40 protein-coding genes are annotated in these 18,270 nt (G+C 33.5%); 4 read left to right on the top strand and 36 right to left on the bottom strand.

The window, feature by feature from the left end; translation table 11 throughout:
- Positions 1-485: 485 nt before the first annotated feature.
- From CD113_RS06275 to CD113_RS06425, 33 genes are all read right to left on the bottom strand, one after another.
- A complete protein-coding gene (locus tag CD113_RS06275) occupies positions 486-920 on the bottom strand; it encodes a transcriptional regulator (protein WP_002462629.1) in 435 nt (144 codons plus the stop codon).
- Between the two features lie 12 nt (positions 921-932).
- Positions 933-1,130: a DUF1514 family protein gene (locus tag CD113_RS06280; protein ID WP_002462628.1), complete on the bottom strand. Its 198-nt coding sequence runs from the start codon at positions 1,128-1,130 to the stop codon at positions 933-935.
- Between the two features lie 2 nt (positions 1,131-1,132).
- Positions 1,133-1,315: a transcriptional activator RinB gene (gene rinB / locus CD113_RS06285; protein ID WP_002462627.1), complete on the bottom strand. Its 183-nt coding sequence runs from the start codon at positions 1,313-1,315 to the stop codon at positions 1,133-1,135.
- Positions 1,308-1,460, bottom strand: coding sequence for a DUF1381 domain-containing protein (locus CD113_RS12670; RefSeq protein WP_002462626.1), 153 nt, complete (start codon positions 1,458-1,460; stop codon positions 1,308-1,310). The genes rinB and CD113_RS12670 overlap by 8 nt, the downstream gene beginning before the upstream one ends.
- Before the next feature lie 36 nt (positions 1,461-1,496).
- The gene (locus CD113_RS06290; protein WP_002462625.1) at positions 1,497-2,033 is read right to left on the bottom strand and encodes a dUTP diphosphatase; all 537 of its coding nucleotides are present in this window, start codon (positions 2,031-2,033) and stop codon (positions 1,497-1,499) included.
- Between the two features lie 116 nt (positions 2,034-2,149).
- Positions 2,150-2,272 carry a hypothetical protein gene (locus CD113_RS12950; RefSeq protein WP_268741111.1) on the bottom strand — a complete coding sequence of 41 codons (123 nt, stop codon included), beginning with the start codon at positions 2,270-2,272 and terminating at the stop codon, positions 2,150-2,152.
- A complete protein-coding gene (locus tag CD113_RS06300; protein WP_136527609.1) occupies positions 2,269-2,535 on the bottom strand; it encodes a hypothetical protein in 267 nt (88 codons plus the stop codon). The genes CD113_RS12950 and CD113_RS06300 overlap by 4 nt, the downstream gene beginning before the upstream one ends.
- Entirely contained in the window at positions 2,532-2,780 is a 249-nt protein-coding gene (locus tag CD113_RS06305; protein WP_002462621.1) for a hypothetical protein, read from the bottom strand. Before CD113_RS06305 ends, CD113_RS06300 begins: the two co-directional genes overlap by 4 nt.
- Positions 2,780-3,181: a hypothetical protein gene (locus CD113_RS06310; protein WP_002462620.1), complete on the bottom strand. Its 402-nt coding sequence runs from the start codon at positions 3,179-3,181 to the stop codon at positions 2,780-2,782. Before CD113_RS06310 ends, CD113_RS06305 begins: the two co-directional genes overlap by 1 nt.
- Positions 3,175-3,489, bottom strand: a complete 315-nt coding sequence (locus CD113_RS06315) for a DUF1140 family protein (protein ID WP_002462619.1) — start codon at positions 3,487-3,489, stop codon at positions 3,175-3,177. The genes CD113_RS06310 and CD113_RS06315 overlap by 7 nt, the downstream gene beginning before the upstream one ends.
- Before the next feature lie 185 nt (positions 3,490-3,674).
- Entirely contained in the window at positions 3,675-3,896 is a 222-nt protein-coding gene (locus tag CD113_RS12720) for a DUF3310 domain-containing protein (RefSeq protein ID WP_002462617.1), read from the bottom strand.
- Between the two features lie 10 nt (positions 3,897-3,906).
- Complete coding sequence (locus tag CD113_RS13045; RefSeq protein ID WP_002462616.1) at positions 3,907-4,089, bottom strand: hypothetical protein; 183 nt, start codon at positions 4,087-4,089, stop codon at positions 3,907-3,909.
- Positions 4,067-4,306: a hypothetical protein gene (locus CD113_RS06330; protein ID WP_002462615.1), complete on the bottom strand. Its 240-nt coding sequence runs from the start codon at positions 4,304-4,306 to the stop codon at positions 4,067-4,069. Before CD113_RS06330 ends, CD113_RS13045 begins: the two co-directional genes overlap by 23 nt.
- 4 nt (positions 4,307-4,310) lie before the next feature.
- Complete coding sequence (locus CD113_RS06335; protein ID WP_002462614.1) at positions 4,311-4,826, bottom strand: hypothetical protein; 516 nt, start codon at positions 4,824-4,826, stop codon at positions 4,311-4,313.
- A 26-nt stretch (positions 4,827-4,852) separates the two neighbouring features.
- Positions 4,853-5,155 carry a hypothetical protein gene (locus tag CD113_RS06340; RefSeq protein WP_002462613.1) on the bottom strand — a complete coding sequence of 101 codons (303 nt, stop codon included), beginning with the start codon at positions 5,153-5,155 and terminating at the stop codon, positions 4,853-4,855.
- A complete protein-coding gene (locus CD113_RS06345; RefSeq protein ID WP_002462612.1) occupies positions 5,148-5,333 on the bottom strand; it encodes a DUF3113 family protein in 186 nt (61 codons plus the stop codon). The genes CD113_RS06340 and CD113_RS06345 overlap by 8 nt, the downstream gene beginning before the upstream one ends.
- A gap of 4 nt (positions 5,334-5,337) precedes the next feature.
- On the bottom strand, positions 5,338-5,742 hold the full coding sequence (locus tag CD113_RS06350; protein ID WP_002462611.1) for a DUF1064 domain-containing protein: 405 nt from the start codon (positions 5,740-5,742) through the stop codon (positions 5,338-5,340).
- A gap of 8 nt (positions 5,743-5,750) precedes the next feature.
- Positions 5,751-5,975: a DUF3269 family protein gene (locus CD113_RS06355; RefSeq protein ID WP_002462610.1), complete on the bottom strand. Its 225-nt coding sequence runs from the start codon at positions 5,973-5,975 to the stop codon at positions 5,751-5,753.
- A complete protein-coding gene (locus tag CD113_RS06360) occupies positions 5,938-6,174 on the bottom strand; it encodes a hypothetical protein (protein ID WP_002462609.1) in 237 nt (78 codons plus the stop codon). Before CD113_RS06360 ends, CD113_RS06355 begins: the two co-directional genes overlap by 38 nt.
- Positions 6,171-7,412, bottom strand: coding sequence for a DnaB helicase C-terminal domain-containing protein (locus CD113_RS06365; protein ID WP_002462608.1), 1,242 nt, complete (start codon positions 7,410-7,412; stop codon positions 6,171-6,173). The genes CD113_RS06360 and CD113_RS06365 overlap by 4 nt, the downstream gene beginning before the upstream one ends.
- The gene (locus tag CD113_RS06370) at positions 7,412-7,765 is read right to left on the bottom strand and encodes a hypothetical protein (RefSeq protein WP_002462607.1); all 354 of its coding nucleotides are present in this window, start codon (positions 7,763-7,765) and stop codon (positions 7,412-7,414) included. The genes CD113_RS06365 and CD113_RS06370 overlap by 1 nt, the downstream gene beginning before the upstream one ends.
- Positions 7,765-8,520: a DnaD domain protein gene (locus tag CD113_RS06375; RefSeq protein ID WP_002462606.1), complete on the bottom strand. Its 756-nt coding sequence runs from the start codon at positions 8,518-8,520 to the stop codon at positions 7,765-7,767. Before CD113_RS06375 ends, CD113_RS06370 begins: the two co-directional genes overlap by 1 nt.
- Positions 8,517-9,188, bottom strand: coding sequence for a putative HNHc nuclease (locus CD113_RS06380; protein WP_002462605.1), 672 nt, complete (start codon positions 9,186-9,188; stop codon positions 8,517-8,519). The genes CD113_RS06375 and CD113_RS06380 overlap by 4 nt, the downstream gene beginning before the upstream one ends.
- A complete protein-coding gene (locus CD113_RS06385; RefSeq protein ID WP_002462604.1) occupies positions 9,189-9,740 on the bottom strand; it encodes an NUMOD4 motif-containing HNH endonuclease in 552 nt (183 codons plus the stop codon).
- A gap of 12 nt (positions 9,741-9,752) precedes the next feature.
- Positions 9,753-10,196, bottom strand: coding sequence for a single-stranded DNA-binding protein (gene ssb / locus CD113_RS06390; RefSeq protein ID WP_002462603.1), 444 nt, complete (start codon positions 10,194-10,196; stop codon positions 9,753-9,755).
- Positions 10,196-10,831 carry an ERF family protein gene (locus CD113_RS06395; protein WP_002462602.1) on the bottom strand — a complete coding sequence of 212 codons (636 nt, stop codon included), beginning with the start codon at positions 10,829-10,831 and terminating at the stop codon, positions 10,196-10,198. The genes ssb and CD113_RS06395 overlap by 1 nt, the downstream gene beginning before the upstream one ends.
- Positions 10,832-11,368 carry a host-nuclease inhibitor Gam family protein gene (locus tag CD113_RS06400; protein WP_002462601.1) on the bottom strand — a complete coding sequence of 179 codons (537 nt, stop codon included), beginning with the start codon at positions 11,366-11,368 and terminating at the stop codon, positions 10,832-10,834. It abuts the gene before it with no gap.
- Entirely contained in the window at positions 11,361-11,612 is a 252-nt protein-coding gene (locus CD113_RS06405; protein ID WP_040801552.1) for a hypothetical protein, read from the bottom strand. The genes CD113_RS06400 and CD113_RS06405 overlap by 8 nt, the downstream gene beginning before the upstream one ends.
- Positions 11,613-11,617: 5 nt before the next feature.
- Complete coding sequence (locus CD113_RS06410) at positions 11,618-11,878, bottom strand: DUF1108 family protein (RefSeq protein WP_002462599.1); 261 nt, start codon at positions 11,876-11,878, stop codon at positions 11,618-11,620.
- A complete protein-coding gene (locus CD113_RS06415) occupies positions 11,879-13,561 on the bottom strand; it encodes a collagen binding domain-containing protein (RefSeq protein WP_002462598.1) in 1,683 nt (560 codons plus the stop codon).
- Positions 13,562-13,621: 60 nt separating this feature from the next.
- Positions 13,622-13,813, bottom strand: a complete 192-nt coding sequence (locus tag CD113_RS06420) for a DUF1270 family protein (protein WP_040801540.1) — start codon at positions 13,811-13,813, stop codon at positions 13,622-13,624.
- The gene (locus tag CD113_RS12730) at positions 13,806-13,958 is read right to left on the bottom strand and encodes a hypothetical protein (RefSeq protein ID WP_002462596.1); all 153 of its coding nucleotides are present in this window, start codon (positions 13,956-13,958) and stop codon (positions 13,806-13,808) included. The genes CD113_RS06420 and CD113_RS12730 overlap by 8 nt, the downstream gene beginning before the upstream one ends.
- A 14-nt stretch (positions 13,959-13,972) precedes the next feature.
- A complete protein-coding gene (locus CD113_RS06425) occupies positions 13,973-14,188 on the bottom strand; it encodes a DUF771 domain-containing protein (RefSeq protein ID WP_002462595.1) in 216 nt (71 codons plus the stop codon).
- A gap of 58 nt (positions 14,189-14,246) precedes the next feature.
- Here CD113_RS06425 and CD113_RS12735 point away from each other — a divergent pair, with 58 nt between their 5' ends.
- Positions 14,247-14,411, top strand: coding sequence for a hypothetical protein (locus CD113_RS12735; RefSeq protein WP_002462594.1), 165 nt, complete (start codon positions 14,247-14,249; stop codon positions 14,409-14,411).
- A gap of 16 nt (positions 14,412-14,427) precedes the next feature.
- On the opposite strand, the gene CD113_RS06430 is transcribed toward CD113_RS12735, so the two are convergent.
- The 3 genes from CD113_RS06430 to CD113_RS06445 form a co-directional block, all read right to left on the bottom strand.
- Positions 14,428-14,661: a hypothetical protein gene (locus CD113_RS06430; RefSeq protein ID WP_002462593.1), complete on the bottom strand. Its 234-nt coding sequence runs from the start codon at positions 14,659-14,661 to the stop codon at positions 14,428-14,430.
- A 485-nt stretch (positions 14,662-15,146) separates the two neighbouring features.
- Positions 15,147-15,836 (bottom strand): ORF6C domain-containing protein, encoded by a 690-nt coding sequence (locus CD113_RS06440; protein WP_095092639.1) that lies wholly within the window; start codon positions 15,834-15,836, stop codon positions 15,147-15,149.
- A gap of 15 nt (positions 15,837-15,851) precedes the next feature.
- Positions 15,852-16,067, bottom strand: a complete 216-nt coding sequence (locus CD113_RS06445) for a helix-turn-helix domain-containing protein (protein ID WP_002464321.1) — start codon at positions 16,065-16,067, stop codon at positions 15,852-15,854.
- A 196-nt stretch (positions 16,068-16,263) separates the two neighbouring features.
- On the opposite strand from CD113_RS06445, the gene CD113_RS06450 reads away from it, so the two are divergent.
- From CD113_RS06450 to CD113_RS06460, 3 genes are all read left to right on the top strand, one after another.
- Complete coding sequence (locus CD113_RS06450) at positions 16,264-16,890, top strand: XRE family transcriptional regulator (RefSeq protein ID WP_002464320.1); 627 nt, start codon at positions 16,264-16,266, stop codon at positions 16,888-16,890.
- Positions 16,891-16,938: 48 nt separating this feature from the next.
- The gene (locus CD113_RS06455) at positions 16,939-17,418 is read left to right on the top strand and encodes a hypothetical protein (protein ID WP_002464319.1); all 480 of its coding nucleotides are present in this window, start codon (positions 16,939-16,941) and stop codon (positions 17,416-17,418) included.
- Positions 17,419-17,510: 92 nt separating this feature from the next.
- Positions 17,511-18,270, top strand: a 760-nt coding sequence (locus CD113_RS06460) for a tyrosine-type recombinase/integrase (protein ID WP_169922557.1), incomplete at its 3' end; no start/stop codon positions are given.

The raw sequence follows: 18,270 nt of genomic DNA on the forward strand, positions 1-18,270 counted from the left end.
ATATAATTATTCGTTGTTCATTTCTAAAACTAAATATTAAATATATAAACTCAAATCATCTTTTACTTATTAATTGTTTCTTCATTCAAATCATTTTGTCTTTAAAGTTAATGAACAATAAATCAATTTGAAATAATTAACTTGAACTTTGAATTATTTTTTGTACTTCAAACTTTATATAAATCTTTAAACATGTTAGATGAATGAGGTTGATATAATAGTTTTAGTAGATACTCTCAAAGTTATTATCACTTGTCCTATCCTTTATATCTGCATCTAATACACACTCATTAATAAGCCACGTCAATTTATATACGGTGCTTTAATCTATGTGCGCTCTATATATACAGTCCATTAATATCCTAGTACATATAAAAAGACACATCACTAATATGTGATGCGCCTTAATAATAAGTATATATTTTCTTGATACTAACATATTACTACAGATTTGTAGGCCTTTTGCACAATCTTTGCACAACATTTTATTTAATGCCAACATGCATAGCTACTGCCTTAACATAGTTTCTTCTTATTGTTGTTACTGTATTACGATGCATATGACACTCTTCGCCTATCTGTTCCATCTTCAACTTCCGATCTTTATTCCAATATTTCAATCGTATAACTTTTTTATGTTCTTCGGGTAATCGTTCATACTCGGACTCAACTGCTTCGACCATTTCTTCTAAATTACGTAACATCTTATTAGTTAGTAAACGTGTAGCCATCAGCTCAGTTGTTCTTACAGGCTCACCTTTCTGTAATGGTCCATAAATAATATTTGTATCTGTTTCTTTTAAAGGATTAAGTATCTCAAGTCTTAATCTGTTAATCTCTTTCTTATTTTCTTGTAGATTATATATCTCTGACTCAATATATTTAAATGTTCCTGGTTTAATATCGTGCGTCGTATGCATGTAATACCTCCACTACTTAAACTTCTTTGATATATCTTCCATGGCTTCTTCTAATTCTATAATTCCTTGTTCTCCGTTGTCTCTGACAAATCTAGTGAATAGATAAACGTTAGCATATCTCAAGCTTTCATTTTCGTTTCTCAGCATTCCATTGTTTGCTATGAGGATTAATACAATGACTGCTAATACAATCGCTATAATCAACCACATAATCAATCACTCACCTCTGGTCTGAATACCTTATTCAAATGTTCATGATCTCCATCTACAAAATCAATTGGTGCTAAATCTACTGCATCATCACTTTGCCACCAAATTAAGAAAGAATTCATCAAAAACTTTCCTAACTCATACATGCATAACAAAAAGATTGTATGTACTATTCGTTTAATCATCTTTACCCTCCTCATATTTACGTCTAGCCTCTTGCATACTCTCTGCCTCTACAATGGCAAACGTCTCATTATCTCTGCTCTTCTCCACATCTATAAACGGATAGCCTGTACTATCTTGAAACTCTCTAATTAGAAACTGTGTCATTTATTTAGTATCTCCTTTACCTTAGTTAATATATCTTTATTTTGTTCCACTTGATCCGAACCCTTTTTCTCCTCTATCTGAAACACTGTCAAACTCCTCCACTTGTTTTAATTCTGGTGTGTATATCGGCACAATAACCAATTGCGCTAACTTATCGCCTTTGTTGATTTGATACGTACCAATCATTACTTCATCTTCGAAACCCGAATCCATTTGTATATTTTTGTTTGCAATATCTAAAGCTGAAGAGATAAAACTGAATGAATCGTAACTTGCTAGCGTTTCATTATCATTCTTAATATTAATCCCCAAATTACCTTGATAGCCTGCATCTATCTTGCCCGTTTCAATCACTAAATGTGTTTTACTACTTACACCACTTCTGCTTGTTAATAATCCTACATAGCCTTGTGATATATTCACTGCTACATCAGTTTTGATAATTGCTTTCTCTTGTGGTTCTAATACCACTGTTTCAGCTGAGAATATATCATAGCCAGCGTCTGTGTCGTGGTTACGTTGTGGCATTGTTGCGTTATCACTTAATAATTTAACTTGTAATACGTTATTCATTCGGCTGTCCCTCCCCGTTTTTAGCAAACGCTATTCTTATTTTTAATCTGTCCATAACATGCGATAAAGTGGCGTTAAGAAATCTTTCAAATTCATCAGCATATTCTACAACAAATTCAAAAAAATTCCTCATCTTTTTCATCATCAAATTCACTCATTACATCCCAAAAACCTATATCGTTTTTGCTCATTTTTAATATTCTAACGACGGTATCTATATTAATTTGGTTGCTCATCACTCTTCACACTCCAATATTTTTTCTAAAATATCCGCTACCATAAATCCGAATTGTTCGGGTGATTCTGATTTTCGATATGATTCTTTTATATCATCAAATGCTTCTAACTTATTTTTTAATACGTCAAAATATCCCCTTGAAACAACAACTTGATCATCAACATCTGCGTGTTCTAAAAATTCATCTGTTGTTTTTGTCCAGCCTTTTTTATAAGTTGTCTTATCTCCATCAGAATATTCAACATGTACGAATTTCCACATCACTCTTCACTCTCCAAATCTTTGTTTATTTCGTATCTATCAACTAGTGACTTTGCAAGTGCACCATAAATTAATAAATTATCGCTAAAGCTATTCAATAATTCATCAAACAATTCAGCCTTAAACTTAGTCTCTTTCATGTCATTCAACAACTCATTTCGTTGCTTTTCGAAACTGTCACGTTCTTCTCTCATCTTCTTCAACCTTGCGTCCATTACGCTCACATGAAATTTAGTTTTTGCGTTCATCAGTCCACCAACTTTCCATCTTTCCAAATAAGTGTCATAGTCATATCCTTATTTAAGATGTGAAATGCTTTTGATGTCATTGCATCCGGGTTATTTTTTATACATCTTCTAATACTAATAGGAAAAGAATATTTCATAAACTTCAAATAACCACAAGAATTTTCAACGATTTCGACCAAGTTATCTAAATCAGTAAACTCCGTAATCTCATCTTCAACTTCTACTGTGAATGTTTCTGTTTTATCAATTTCACAATCTATCTCAACAAAACTCTGCTTATCAAAATAAATAGAAGCCTCATCTACATTACTGACATAATGTTCATTTTCTATCTCGTTATCCCAGCCCCACTGTATCAATTCCGGTAGCGTCATCAATTTTTTAGTTTTAATCTTTACCATTGTTCCCACTCCTCGTATCGTGTTAATATTTCTGAATACTTCTCTACAAATTTATATCTATCTTGGTGCAACTTACTGTTCCAATTAGTTATTTCATCCATAGCTTTCAACTGCTCTAGTAATTGCTCAATTTCCAACTGCATTTGTTCCATACCAGCTACACTTTTCCAATATTGACTTGTGCCAACTTCACTTTTATAACTTGTGTCACTGAATTTATAATATTTATTTACTACTGTGTTTAACGATTTGAATAAGTCTTTAACAATGAGTGCCGAATGTCTTAATAGCAATTCTTTTTCTGTCACTTCAAACACTCCCTATTCTTCATCTTATCCACCTTACTAACTATCGCTGTTACCTTGCGCCCACTAGCACTTATCACAAAACAGTTGATACCCTTTGCGCGCAACTCACGCTCTATTTGTGATAGCGACTTACCTTGTGTGTCGTGTCTATACTTTTGTTTGATCGTATCGTTAAGTGGTCTCATTTATCCCTCCCACTTATCAAACACACGTTGTACGTACCATTTAGCTTTAGCTATATCTTCTTTGCCGTTCTTGTGATTAGCTCTAGCAAGATATTTAATTGCGTTACCTACTGCAAATGCCAATTCTGGTGGGTACTCTTTCGTGATTTGCTCTATTACATCTATAATTTCAATATTGCCGTATGTGTAATGCTCTGGTTGATTTACATTATCTTTTTCCACGTCTTCACTCCTATACTTTTACTATGTCGAAATTGTCGTCTATATAAACAATTTCTGTTCCTACCCTTGTTTTAGCAATTGGCTCGCCCTCAAAATTCCATTCAAGCTCAATAACTTTAGCTGGAAACGATATAGTCGCGTTTGGATACTTGAACCAAATCTCATCATCTTTATTTAGCTCGTGTATCTGCATATGTTTTAATCCTTTTAGTAAATGAATTGTCATCTGTAATCTCATATACTGCATTCCCCGACTTAATAACTGCTACTGGTGTATCAAAGTCTCTGGCTGTAAAATCTACTACATAGCCAATGACTGTAATTCCTTTTGTCCATTCACTTTTACCAAAGTCGTATACTGTAATAGTGTCGTCGTATTCTAGTTCTGAAATTAATAGTTTTTCTGCCATTGTTTTAACCTCTCTTCACTTTTGGGAATATGTCATTCTTTTCTAAATGTACAAACCAATCACTACGTACTCTGTGCTTAGCTATCATTGCTAGTCTTTCTTTTTCTCTCACTTTTTGTTTAGCGCGTTTTCTGTCTCTAATTGCTTGTTCGTGCCTTGCCTCTGCCTCTGCAATTATTCTTAAATCTTCTTTTGTTATTCGTCTAGAATCATTATCTTTTTCATTTGCATACATTGTAGGCATAATCAAAGCGTCGCCTTTATAACCTTGCTTAATCCTATTGTATATAGCGCTATCAGTAGCCCCTGCTTTTTCAGCAATTTCTTTTATTGTTAGCATTTCGCCGTTAACATCGAATTTTTGCGCTCTTTCTATTTTGCCTATTATTAATTCTTCACCTCTAATACCTCTGTTATACCTTGTTAGGATAGTGGATATTGGTACTCCGTATTTCAACGAAAATTCGAGAACAGTGCCATATTTTCCATCAATTTTTATTTTTGAATGTTTACCTGCCATTTTTAAACCTCTACTTTCTTCATTTTTTAATCTGAATTTATCTTTGGAGAAACTAAAACATCTTCTTTGTATCCCTTTTTGATTCGGTAATAAATTGTACTTCTTGATTTTCCTGCCTCTTTAGATATTTCATCGATGTTCATCACTTTGCCATTTACTAGAACCTCTGGTTTTTTAGGATTCAATAAAATCTTTTCGTTTTTGACACCTTTTCTATATCTTGAAATTAGCGTTTTTAAATTTATTTCATACTCATTTGATAATTCTTCCAACGTTTTTCGCTCACCGTAAAAATTAACTTGGGCATGTGTTAAATCTTTTCTATTCAATGTCAACATCTACTGACCTAATTTGCATGTTTTCGTATTCTAATATTTCTGCTGGATTGTCATATAAATAACTTGCTAAACTTTCTTTTGCATTATCTATTTGTGCGTAGGTACCACTTTGAACATATGTTGGTATCCTTACGTTAAATGTTGCGTTAATATATGCTTGTTCTTCCATATCATCACTTCTTTTCTCGTTTTCTTTCGCGTCTTACCTTTATTAATTCTTCGTAAGTTATCCACTCTTGCCCAGTGTACTTAGGAGCCTTACATATCCACGTTAAAGCTACATCGGGATATAAATATCTGAACATCTTAGCTTTTAATTTAGCTGTCTCTGTGGGCATTCCTTTGACGTCTATAACTTCAACTAATTCATTATCGAGATATAGCGCAAAATCTGCGATATATTCTGTCTTACGTTGTTTATTCACTTTGGGTATTAATTCATATCTCGGTTGTATTTCTATTTTGTTATATTGAACACCATTCATTTTATTTTCTAAATATTGGTAATATTCACATTCAACTTTGCTATCGAACACAATTCCTTTGTACTCAATCTTTTTTGCGTTGTATTTGCTCATCTCTACACCTACACGTCAAATATAGTTGCTTGTAAACCTAGCTCACGCTCATATAAAAGCCCGTGTGTGCCTTTAAATCGTTTTATCTCACTATCAGTCATAATTTTATAATCGTCGCTAAAATGAGCTCTATTTAGCGAATAAACGATATTTTGGTCACTTGTTTCTTTGATTACTTTTATTTCTTCTGTTCCATCATCTCTGTAGAGGTAATACTTTTCGATAAGTGCCATCTGCATGCCTCCATTTTGTCTCATTCATAATCTTGTCTTTCACTTTGTCATAATCATCAAATACAGTTATTTCATTACGTTCTAGTAGTCGATTGATTGCCCAACCTGTCTCGATATATATTCTTGCGACAATTGGATCAGTATCTTTAGTTTCTTCATAAAGTTTTTTCAACAATTCTTTGTACTGCATCATGTTCATGTAAAAAACCTCTGTGTCTTTTTGAAGTATTCAAACTCTATAACGCCTGTTTCACCATCTTTATTCTTAGCTATGTTGCACTCAACGATTGACTTACCTGTCGTGTCTTCTTCGTTATCCTGGTTATAGTAGTCATCACGGTAGAGTAGCATTGCCAAACTGGCGTCTGCCTCAATACCTCCGGACTCTTTCATATCAGACAACATTGGTCGTTTGTCTTGTCTTGATTCAACACCACGATTAAGCTGTGACAATAAGACGATGATTGCGCCTGTCTCATTCGCTATAATTTTTAAGTCACGTGATATTTTTTCAACGGCAACACGTCTGTCTATCTTGGCATCAGTGTCCATCAATTGCAGATAGTCGATAAATATTACTTGTTGCTCATCTGAATGACGCATAGCTTGTGCTCTAATGTCTTGTGGCGTGATGTTACTTCTGTCAAAAATATCTATGTTCAACTTCATGACTTGATCCATTGCATTTGTTAATTTAGTTAAGTCATCTGGCGTTAAGTTTTTAATCTCTTTAATCTTAGTTAACTCAATGCCAGTGATAGTTGATAACATACGTTTCAAAACTGATGTTCCTGTCGTTTCTAAACTAAAGAATGATGTTTTATAACCACCTTTTGCTATGTTGTACATCATGTTTAATGCAAAACCTGTTTTACCTACAGAGGGGCGTGCTGCGATGACGATAAGTTGTGATGGTTCTAATCCCCCTATTTTGTAATCCATGAGCTTATAACCAGTCTTAATTTGCTTTTTAGGGGTATCACTGTATAACTCTTCAACAAATTCTTCGACAAATCTTTTTGTGCCATCTTCTTTGGTATCAGTGATTGTTTTTAAGTCTCTTAGTTCATCTATCAAGTTATTAAAGTTTTGAGTTGTGTTATCCTGTTTAAAATCATTGATTAGCTCATTAGCTTTATTGATTTGATAGCGTTCAACCAATTCTTGTTGGTATCTTTCAAAGAAACCGTAGCCGATGAAATCAGTGTTATATAGTTTAGTAATTGTATTTACATCTAAAAATGATTTATCGTTTGTCGCTTTCAAATAAAGTTCGCTATGATCTACCTTTCCAACATCCATTACATATTCAAAAAATGCTTTGTACCTTTCGTCAGTAAACATATAACCCTTAACACGTACTTTTTCTAAAATATCCGGTTGTTTAAGTAGAGAGGCGATAATGGTACTTTCAATTTCTTGTTGTCCGTAATTCATTAATCATCGCCCCCAAACTCTGCTAACTTACTTTTGAACCTGTCTAAAGCAATCTTTCGTTGCCTAGCATATTCTGGGTCATTCTTCATTTTCCATTGGTGTGTAACTACTTCTTCATCTACAGGCTCTATAGATACCTTTTTAGGCTCTTTACGCATAATTGATGGTAAGTTAGGGGGGTAAGGGTTGTTGCTGTTTATATAGCTGTCTACAGCTCTCACAGTAGGTTTGTAATCTCCGTTTTCACTTAATACATCAATCCATGTTTCTAATTTAGGTTTATCAAAGTCAATGTTGTATACATATCTAACTTTTTTGATAATCTCTAATGCTTGCTGTTTACTCATTGGCATTAGTTATCACTCAATTCTTTTTCCATTTGTGCTATGACGTCATCAGTAGTTTCTTTTTTAGCATTACGTGGTTTCAATTTGTTTTTAGCACTCTCTTCATCAGTAACGCCTTCTTTATTCCAATTTTTTAAAATAGTTAACAGGTAATTAAGCCCTTTACTTTTTTCTATGCAATAATCAGTAGCTAATTTAACTATTTCAAATTTGTCTTTTTCAAATGCTTTTATTTCGTACTCTATTTGTTCAGCTTTTAATGGATTATTTATAATCTCTAAATTATTGCTAATATATTTAAATGATTTTGAGACGTCGTCTGTCTCTCTCTGTTTGTTAGTCTCTGTAGTCTCTGGTATTGGTCGGGACAAATTGTCACTATCTGAACGGGACAAGTTGTCACTTTGTGTCGGGTCATTTTGTCCCAATGGTCGTGCCATTATGTCGTCTAGTTTTTTGTAGTTGATCGTATACCATTTCGTTCTATCAAATGAATACTTGTTGTAATTGCCAGTTAATAATAAACCTTGCTTTTCTAAACTATGAATAATTCTTTTTATAGTTCTTTCACTCCAAAAAAGAAATTGTTCGTGCCATGATGCGTAAGAATTAAATATCCATTTTTTACCGTCATAATTGTGTTTAGAGTTATTAAGCCAATAGTGCATTTGTTGTAGCACGATAGCCTCGTTTAATCCTATTTCTTCGGCTAACTTTGGTAATACTTGTATTGGATAATCGTCTATGAGTAGTTTGCTCATTTCTTCTCTCCTTTCAGCATTTTGTTCAATCTATAATCCACATCGACCCAGCTATTTTGTAGTTTGTGTTTTTCGTTAAAACTATCCATGCCCATATCATGTTGTTGTTTGTGATGAAAATGGCATAATGCTAATACTTGATTGCCTGCATGGTCAATCTTGCACCTATTACGACCTCTACCAACTGCATGATAATGAGCCAGTTCGGCGTGTGGCTTACCACATATGACGCAATTTCTGTTAACTGTTGACCAGTAGAGAAATGCTTTATCTTCTTTCAGTAGGTCACTTGTCTTGTAGCTTAGTGGTATATCGTTATCAAATATCCAATCAAGCGTTACTTCGATAACTTGCCCAGCTTGTGTGCGTGTACAATCACTTAATGAGATGGGCTTATCATAGCCATACAGAACGTTTACATATTCCTGGAATAAATACCTCATATAGTCTCGGGGCTGTCCTGTGTGTGCCTCTATGTCGTTACAGAGAGCAAATATCTTACGGCGTTGCTTGTCCGTTATCTTGAACGGATCAATTATGTTCATATCTACATCGACATTAATACCGTTATCTAGTAATAGTGTTTCTTTATTGCCTAGTTCTACACCTCTGACGACGACAGTTGTTGTGCCATCATCTTCAGTGATATAACTTGTAATTTGTGCCATTTAAACCAACTTCTCTACCCTATATTCAGTGTTATCTTTAGCTATCACAGTGCTACAACCTCTTTTTATTCGGCTACTTGTATAACCGTTTGCTCTTTTCAACCAGTTATCTGCTCTAGCCATACTAATAAATTCCAACTCTATACTTGAATCGATTTGAATTAATTTAACTTTCATATTCGTTGTCATAAGACCAGTATTAAAAGCATGTCTGTTATTTTCTAAATGCGTACACCACTCAAGATTTTTTACATTATTATTTTTAGGATTGCCGTCTATGTGATTAATGCATTCTTTACCTTTTGTTTGTGGTATAAAAGCCAAAGCTACTAATCTATGCACTAGAAAATCTTTACGTTTACTGTTTTTCCAAAGTGACACTCTTATATCCCTACCATTTGGAGTTTTATCTTTTAAATAACGCTGTTTCCAATGTCTAAAGCCATGTCTCTCTGTGTAAGTAGTTTTATTTTTATGTGTTCTAATTCTTCCACAACTACTGACTTCATAAATTCCTTCATAACCAACAACGTCTTTCCAAATTTCTTTCATATAAACACCTCATCAGAAAGGAAGATCTTCCGAATAAATATCGATAGGACCACTTGCGTTTTGCATTCCGTTGTTAAAAGGATTATTGCCAGACTGCGTTTGTCCGTTTTGTTGTTGGTTGTTTGATTGATTGCTATTCTTTGGTTCTAGGAATTGGACACTGTCGCATACAACTTCAGTTACAAACACTCGACGTCCTTCTTGATTTTCATAACTACGTGATTGTAATCTTCCGTCAACACCAGCTAATGAGCCTTTTGATAAATAGTTATTTACGTTGTCTGCTTGTTTTTTAAAAACAACACAATTAATAAAATCTGCCTCACGTTCTCCTTGTGCGTTAGTGAATGTACGATTAACTGCTAGTGTGAAAGTTGCAATACTTACACCATTAGGCGTTGTTCTGAATTCTGGGTCTTTTGTTAATCTTCCTACTAATACAACTCTGTTTAACATTATTCGTTACCTCCAGTTATTGTTTTTGCATTGTTTTGTATTTTATTGATTATTTGTACCGCTTCATTTTCTGTTAGATTGTAGTTTTTAACTCCAAATCGTTGTTCAACAACGTTTTGTGGCACTTCTTTTTCAGTACCTTTAATCAAGTTTGTGAAGTTAAGGACTTCTTTTTTTAATGTGCCTATGGTTTGACTACTCGCTTTTTGTGGTTGTGTTTGTTTGCTTTTATTATTCTTTCCACTCGCCTCATTACCGTCATCGTCTTGATCACTCGTAATTCCAAAAACTGCGCTTAATGAATAACGACGCATGTATGTTAAAGCTGAACCAACGCCCTGTGCCGTGTTCTTATCTGGTTTAGTTGTTGCTGGCGGGAACTCGATATATTCGCCACTTTCATGAAGTAATACTGTCGATATTCCAACCAGTCCATTTTCTGTAGTCACTGGGTATTGTGTATAGGTAAGACCATGTTTGGGCGCTACATCATCTATAGCTTCAACAACGTTTTCTAGTGGTACGTATTTACTTTTAAAAAACGGATTGTTAGCATCTTTCATAGGTTGTTTAACTTCTTTATGAAAGTTAGCTAATGCTTTGTTTAATTCGACAATTGATTCTGATCTATTCATCTAATCTCCCACCTTTACCGTGTAAGATGTCGGTTTCTCGATAATGCTTGCACCTTCTAAAACTTCGCCGTTAGCGTCGATTAATGTGCCATTTTCAGTTACGCCGAAGTCTTTCTTAATATCTGATTGACTTAGTTTCTTAGTCACTTTTACATAGTCGTTAAAGCCACGTTGTTCAAGTTGGTTAATCACTTCTTGTTCGTTGCTCACTTGAATAACTTTTGAGCCTTTACGAGCCGACACTTTACCGTATGGAGTGTTAAGTTTGAATTTGTTATCTTTCTCTTTTTCTATTCTGAAATACTCAATCACTAGGCTTTGTAGATATTCTTTGCTACTTTGTAACTTCTCTACTTCTTTTTCTTGCCATGACTTGATACGTTTCATTTCTTTATCTGCTAACTCATTAATTTCATTTTCTTTAGTAGTAATTGCGTCTAACTTCTTAAACACCCAATTAGCGCTATCTAAATCGGTAACTTTAAATCGTTCATCTTGTTCAATGTTTTCTAATTCTTGTGCTTGTAACTCATTCATTGATCAGTTCCTCCCCTGCAATAACACGTTTCATTTCTTCATATAATTCTTGAGCCTCTTCGTCGGAGTAGTGAGGGTAAATCATTAAAGATTTGTTTGAATGTCTGTAGCGTTCATCAAAATGTGTGAAATCAACCATGACAATTCCATCCTCTTTCTTTTTAAATTGACACCACGCCTCTATATCTGAATATAAAAGCAACTCATTTAATTCATTAGCAATTCTTAATAATGTATGTTTCATACCAATCACCATTCCATGACTAAATTCATTAGTCGGTCTCTTTCATCAGTATTCTCTTCAATCCATTCGCGCATAGCTTGTTGTAGATTGTCTGTAGCAACGTATATGTCGCTCTCTTCTTCGATATTCATACCTGCTACATATCTGCCTTCTAAATCTAAAATGCTAATCAACACGCCATAGTCTTGTTTCTTCACTGCCAATTTGAAGTCAAAGCCCTCAAATCTGATAACTTTTTGTGCGACGTCTCCTATTTTGTAATACATTTATTTGTCCTCCTTGTTGGCTTTTAATTTTCTAGTTAAAAGCAAACCACCGATAAACGTTAGTATTGGCAATGTGTAGTTTGTGCTTGATTGTCCTGTTTCTGGCAAAGTTTTACTTTCGCTTTCTTTTTGGTTTTTCATTTGTTGTTTTGGTTTATCTGAAACGTGCTTTTGAGGTGTTACAGAAACCTCTTTTTTAGCGTTGTTTAACTCTTTTGGATTAATACTATTCGGCGTATTTAAATGTTCTTTATTTGCTTTGTATGGCGTTTCTGTATTAGGTTTGTTTGGTATCTCTTCTCTAGGTGTATTTGGCGTTTCTGATTTGTTAGGAATTTCATTTTTTGGTGTTTCTGATTTCGGTGTTTCAGGCGTTTCGTTATTAGGTTGTTCTGGTTCATCCGTTTTAGGTACATCTGGTTGTTCTGGTGTGTCTGGAACCTCTGGTGTATTTGGTTCTGGCACATTTGGTTTATTTGGCTCTTCCGGTTTTGGTTGTACAGGTTCATTTGGTTCATTAGGTTCTGGATTTTCTGGCGTTTCAACATCTGGTCGTTTTGGTTCACTTGGTTCCTCTGGTTGTGGTTGCTCTGGCTCGCTCGGCTTTTCTGGTATCATATTGCCTTCTCCTCCACCATCACTATTAGACACCTCACTATCAACCGTTTTAGATGCTGTATCGTAACCAGTCCCAGTTAATTCAACGCTGTTTTGATATGGTTTATTTAAGCCTCTTAATGGCATTGTAGTGTACTCGATTTGATAACTAGATTTGATTTGTTCTAAAAAGTCGATAACAAAACCGTTTGTCGTTGGTGTAAGTTTCCATTTATCTTTAGCATAAGTACCAGTTGCTTTGTTTGTATCAGTGTCATACTCGTATACTTCTACACTGTCCTCATCTAGCGTTTGCCCTTCGCCTAAAGTATCTGTCACTTTAGCGTTATCAATGGTTTGTTGGTCGAAATTAACGTTAACGTCCCATCTAATTTTTTTGTCGTCGTCAATGTAGCCGAATTTTTGTAAAGGAGTTTTATTTGCTTCGTTTTTAGCGATAAAACCTTTATATGTTTTATCTCCAACTTTAATTTCGAATGGTTGATCGTCTTTCACTACATCACGATTGAACATTGTTTCGAATTTAATCCAACCTTGTGTGTTTTGATGTGTAGCTAAATAGTTGTTCTCATCTTTTAAATTAACTGTTACAGCACCATTTGTTGTTGCGTTAACACTACCTATAGTGATATTGTCTGGCGTGTTCAAATCAAAATTTTGTTCGTTTGCTAATCTCACTTCTTTAGGCAAATCAAAATTTATGACATCGCCTTTTTTATATTGTGTTGCATTCCATTCGTAGTTAACTTGTTGTTTACTCCAAATAGGTGTTTGTCCGTTATCATCTTTTTCTGTTTTTACTTCTGAATTAGTAATAAATTGTGGCAGTTGATTTTCTTGTTTAGTTTCAACTTGTGTTTGTTGGTTGTTATTTTGTTCTACATTTTCATTTTGCGTTTTAGGTGTCTCTTTCGTTGGCTCTTGAGCAACTTCGTTTTGTTGCACTGTTCCGTCGTTCGTTTTAATTTCATCTGCTTTAGCCTCTCCACTAACAAATAAAGTTGTTCCTATGATTACTGAACCTACTGCGACACTTAGTTTTCTAATTGCGTATTTATTTTTCATACTTGACGACCTCCGTTATATTTCGTATATTTTAATTAAGTTATATTTCGTTATTGACTGTTACTTGTTGGCGCAAGTCTCAGTCTTTTTTATTTGTCGAAAAAAGTGGTTGTTGTAGAAAATGAATGCTACGATACTTGCGAATGCGCCTACTGCTATTGCTGTTGTGAAGTATAAGAACGGTAGTAGTACAATCGTTAGTACCGTAAAAATAAATGTTGCTATTAGATAGCTTGCATATTCTTTACTCATTTTTTTCACCCCTTTTTTCACTTGCTGTTTTTTTATCTCCATCTTTTTCTAAGGGTGCTATAATACCTTCTTCTCTCAATACTTCGTGTATAAGTCCACGTTCATATAAGTAGTTAAACCAGTATGTCGCCATTTCGTCGCTCATTGATATCACCTCCTTTAACTGAAAATCATATGAAACTTATCTTCTAAAAATTGTTTCATTTTACTTCCGATAAATCTATATTCGTCATTGTTATTGATTGGATAATGTGCAAATGTTTCAATCTCTTTTTTGAATACTGGAACTTCTAAAATGTTAGCTTTTAACCAGTTACGAGATTTACTCGTTTCTATCTCAAGATCTTTCATAGTCCACCATGTTTTAGTGTTCATGGTCATCATTCCTTTCGTGTATAATGTCGTTATCCCTTTGTGAAGGGAGGTGTTGTGCATGAGTGCTAAAGTAAAAGGTATGAAAGATTTAGAAAAAGCGTTGGACGACTTTACTAAGAATTTTGAAATTCACTGTATGAACTGTGGTAAGAAGTACAAAGTGAATTTGAATAAATCAAAAGCTAAATGTCCTAAATGTAAAACTGAAATGAAAATTTCTTAATCTTTCAGGGTGGCGTTTATTCGTCACCTTTTCTTATTTTCGCTTTCACTTTAAAATTGTTTATCCGTTTAATAATGTTTTCAGTTTGTTTGACCAAACTTTCATATTCACTGACTTTCTTTTTTAATTCGATTTGTTTATTTTCCGTTAAAGCTGATAGACTTTTTAATTTATTCAGTAATAGTTTCAGTTCGGTTAAGTTCGTTTCTACTCTTGCCTTATAGTTGTGTTTCCTTCTTCTTATAAACATTCCATTTCCTCCTTATTAATTTGTTTTTTTCGATTATTAGTAATAATATATTTTTTGCTATACTCCTTATTAGGAGGTGATCATAATAACTCCTGGTATATTTTGGAAACTTTTAGTTGCTTACCTAAAGGGTTCGGTAAATATTGAGTTTGAAGATAAAAACTTAAATGAAATGATAGATAAAAACTACATTTCTTCCGAAACCGGAGAAACTTTTTACATTAATGGTTTTCCTATACAAAGTTCAACAACTAAAAGATTTATAACTACTGAAGGTAGAAAAGCATTTTGGAAGGTTGTTTTTAAAGTATTTATACCTTCTTTCATAGGAATAGCTGGAATACTTGTAACAGTATTAAAATTATTAATAGAAAGTTGAAAAAGTTTAATTTCCTATTAATATCAACTATTTCCCAACTAGTAATCTTAATGTGGTCTTTTCCACATTGAGATTTTTTGTTTTCTTCTTGCATTTGATAACCTCCTTAATCATTCAATTTCATCTCTAATTGATACGTCGTCTCATAAGAAGGTTGCCATCTTTCAACAAATCTGATCGCTTCTTCATAACGTCCTCGCGGTATGCAGTTATAGCTCGGTACTTCGAAAATGTTCTTAATACTTTTGTATATTTCTGCGAACAATTTGCGTGATACTTGATTGTAGTAACCGTTAAATTTATTTCTTACGACTTCTGCAACCTTTTGCGCTACTAACTTTTGTATATGTTTAGCTTCTCCGTGCATGATTGGGTATGTTTCTTCAATTCTAGTTACACGTTCGTCTAATTCTGTGTTACCTTTTGCGATTAATTGAATTTGTTCAGATGTTGTTAATGGTTTAACTTGATATGTTCCAGTCTTTCTTAACGTCGGTAACACCTCATCAAAAACCCATTCTTCAAATTGTTCTACTTGTGGTAGTTTTGAACGTGTGATTAATCTATATAGATTACCTTCGTCAATAAATTTTTTGTTTTGTTTTCTGCCTAATGAGTCGATGACGTCGTGTTTCACGACCCCACGTTGTTTTGTATGTCTAGCAATAGCGTCACGTGGATTTGTATAGCCTAGAGTTTCAGCTACTTTAATTGCTGGAAACCATTCTTTGTTATCAATAGTTAAAATTTCTAATTCTCCAAATTGTGAGTTTTGAAATACTTGTAAATCGTTCATTTGGTTTTCCTCCTATTAATTAGTTTGTTTTTCTTTGTCTTTAGCAAACAAAAATTCAATGTCGTACTCTGGGAAAAATTCATTTTTAATAAGTAAAGCTTCTCCAAACTTAAAATCAGAAACTCCGTTAATCTTATCTGCGACTGTTTGGTATCTAACTCCTAACAAGTCTGCTAAATCTACCAGAGATACTTTTTTCTCTTTCCTAATATCATCGAAATGTTTTAACACAGTACCCCTCCTAATACGAAAATTCGTATTTTAAATTAAAATTTTTAGCAACCTCGTCGATCGCTTAACTAAACTATATACGAAAATTCGTACTAAGTCAACACTAAAATTCGTATTTTTATTTTTATTTTTTACTTGATATACGATTTTTCGCATGGTATTATATAGGTACAAATTAGAAATGAGGTAAACAAAAATGACTAAAGAAAAAGATTTAAAACATCTTATTGAACAGAAGTCAGGAAGTGTAAAGGCTTTTTCAGAAGAAATCGGTTTAGCTTATACAACTGTTAGATCTATTTTAGAACGTGGTGTTTTTAACGCTAAAGTAGAAAATGTCATCAAAATTTGTAACGGTTTGAACATTCGTCCAGAAGATATAATGGAAATTAAAAAACCAGAAACAGTTGAGCCAAGAATTGAAACACTACCAGTTAAACAAATACCAGTAGTTTCAAAGATATCTGCTGGCTTACCTATTTATAGTGAAGAAAATTTAGTTGATTACATATACTTCGCTACTAAACAATTAAACTCTAATAAAGAAGAATTTGCTTTGAGAGTTTCTGGAGATAGTATGGATAAGATTTTTCAAGATGGCGATATAGTTGTTGTTGAGAAAGATTCTACTGTTGAAAATGGCCAACTAGGCGTTGTAATGGTTAATGGTTACAATGCTACAGTTAAAAGAATTAGATATAACAAAGGTCAGATTATATTATTACCAGAGTCAAATAATCCAGAACACTTACCACAAGTTTATGGTGAAGATGATGAAGTAAAAATAATCGGTAGAGTTATCGCAAGCCAGAAAATATTTTAATAAGCGTCCTAGTGACGCTTTAATATAAAAACAAAGGAGAAGTGTAGAATGAAAAAGGTATTATTTTTAATATTTGCAAGCTTATTGGTGTTAGGTGCATGTGGACAAAAAGAGAATAACTCCAGTGGCAACAAATCATCTGAACATGAAAAGTCTAACGATGAAAAGAAAGGCAAGAAATCAAATACCAAGAAAGTAAAATCTAACTTAAAAACCGATAACAAAGAAGTTACTGATAATAAAAAAGAAAATACATATAAAAATGGTGACGGTGAAATGCAAGATAATAAAGTCGATAATGAACAACAAACAGAAATGCAGGAACAAATTAGTACGCAGAATCAACAATCTATTCAGAATAATCAATCCACGCAACAAATACCTGTAAATTCTGCAAGACAACAAGCATTAGAAGAAGGAATAGACTTTGATAATCCTACAGATGAAGAAATAAAAAGGATGCGTGAGTTAAGTAAGCAATCACCATACGGTTTACAAGAACCAACAATAGCTGGTCCAATGGAGTAATTACATTGTCAAACTAACCACTATATCACAATATATGCTTGGGTAGCATTCCTACCCTTATTATTTTTTACCTTTTTTGAGGAGGAAATCAAATGTCAGTAAGAAAACAACCAAACGGAAAATGGTATTACGATTTTGGATACGAAGGCAAACGCTATAAAAAGAAAGGCTTTGTGACTAAACGTGATGCAACTCAAGCAGAATCTATAGCACGCAATAAAGTAATGAAAGGTTTTGTAATCAACAATAAAACATCTTTTATCGACTATTATAATGATTGGATTAAAGTTAATAAGGAAGGTGTCGTTACAGACAAAGCCTATGCAACATTCAAAAATGCAATCAATCAATTTAAATCATTTTTAGAGACTGAAAATCTCAGTGATGTTATTCTATCTGATTTAAACACTACCTTTTATCGCAAATTTATTAAATGGTATGGATCAAATCATTCGACAGAAACAGTTAGAAAAATACACAACTGTTTAAAACAATCTATAGACGATGCAATTCAAGAAGGTTTAATACACAAAGACCCTACTTACAAAGTTGTTGTTAAAGGAACTATACCCGCACAACGCGAAGAAGAAAAATTCATGAGTATTAAAGATTTTATTGGCTTGAAAGACTACGTTGCTAACATCCCTATTCAATCTTATGTATTTATTTATATATTAATCATCACTGGTGGACGATTTGGAGAAGTACAACGCTTATGCAAATCTGATTTAAATTTTAAAGATTGTACAATACATCTACCAGGTACTAAAACAGAAACATCTGACAGAACAGTTGATGTTCCACTAACTGATATGAAAATATTACAAAATACTTTGGCGAAAATGCCAACAA

The organism is Staphylococcus simiae (genome assembly GCF_002902085.1).
In the GTDB taxonomy this organism is placed as follows: domain Bacteria; phylum Bacillota; class Bacilli; order Staphylococcales; family Staphylococcaceae; genus Staphylococcus; species Staphylococcus simiae.